This window comes from Bifidobacterium sp. UBA744 (genome assembly GCA_002298605.1).
In the GTDB taxonomy this organism is placed as follows: domain Bacteria; phylum Actinomycetota; class Actinomycetes; order Actinomycetales; family Bifidobacteriaceae; genus Bifidobacterium.
Genome location: DBKS01000016.1, coordinates 15,357 through 16,432, shown reverse-complemented (window position 1 = coordinate 16,432; position 1,076 = coordinate 15,357). Strand labels below are relative to the sequence as shown.

Genomic DNA, 1,076 nt, shown 5'->3' with positions numbered 1-1,076 from the left:
TGGATGATGTTCAGAGCCAGCACATACGTCTCGGACAGCCACTCAAGGGCCTTCTCGTAGTTGGCCTTGACCTTCTCGTAATCGAGGGTGCCGTCGGCTTCGGGCTTGATCGGATCGATAACGCCCTTGTCGATCACCTGCATGCCGGTCATCTCATCGCGACCACCGTTGATGGCGTACAGCAGCGCCTTGGCGGAGTTCACACGAGCGGCGAAGAACTGCATCTGCTTGCCGACGCGCATCGGGGAGACGCAGCATGCGATAGCGGCATCGTCACCCCAGTGAGCACGAATCTCCTTATCGGACTCGTACTGGATGGCGGAGGTGTCGATGGAGATCTTGGCGCAGAAGCGCTTGTACGCCTCAGGCAGCTTCGGATCCCAGAAGATGGTGATGTTCGGCTCAGGACCAGGTCCGAGGTGCTCAAGAGTCAGGGTGTTGAGCAGACGGAAGGAGGTCTTGGTGACCAGCGGACGACCATCGTCGGCGAAACCGGCATCGGACCAAGTCGCCCAGTACGGATCGCCGGAGAAGATGTTGTCGTAGTCCTTGGTGCGCAGGAAGCGCACGATGCGAAGCTTCATCACGATGTTGTCGATGAGCTCCTGGGCGCGGGTCTCGTCGATCACGCCGTTGTCGAGATCGCGCTGGATGTAGCAATCCAGGAACGCGGAGTTACGGCCGAAGGACATTGCGGCGCCATCCTGGGACTTGATGGAGGCCAGGTAGCCCATGTAAGTCCACTGAACGGCTTCCTGAGCGTTCTGAGCCGGACGGGACAGGTCCAGACCGTACTCGTTGCCCAGCTTGATGAGCTTCTTCAGGGCCTTGATCTGCTCGTCGTGCTCCTCGCGGAAGCGGATCCAGTGCTCGATCTCCGGCTCGGTGAAATCGATGCGGTAGGGGATGGAGTCCTTGTCGCGCTTCTTGAACTCGATCAGCTTGTTGACGCCGTACAGGGCGACACGACGGTAATCGCCGATGATGCGGCCACGGCCGTAGGCATCCGGCAGACCGGTGAGAATCTTGTTGTGGCGGGCGATCTTGATCTGCTTGGTGTAGACGCCGAAGACGCC

Annotated in this window: 1 protein-coding gene; it reads right to left on the bottom strand. The window is 59.8% G+C overall.

What is annotated here, in order from left to right:
* A partial coding sequence (locus B2994_RS01635; protein ID WP_291526663.1) for a pyruvate formate lyase family protein occupies window positions 1–1,076 on the bottom strand: 1,076 nt, incomplete at both ends.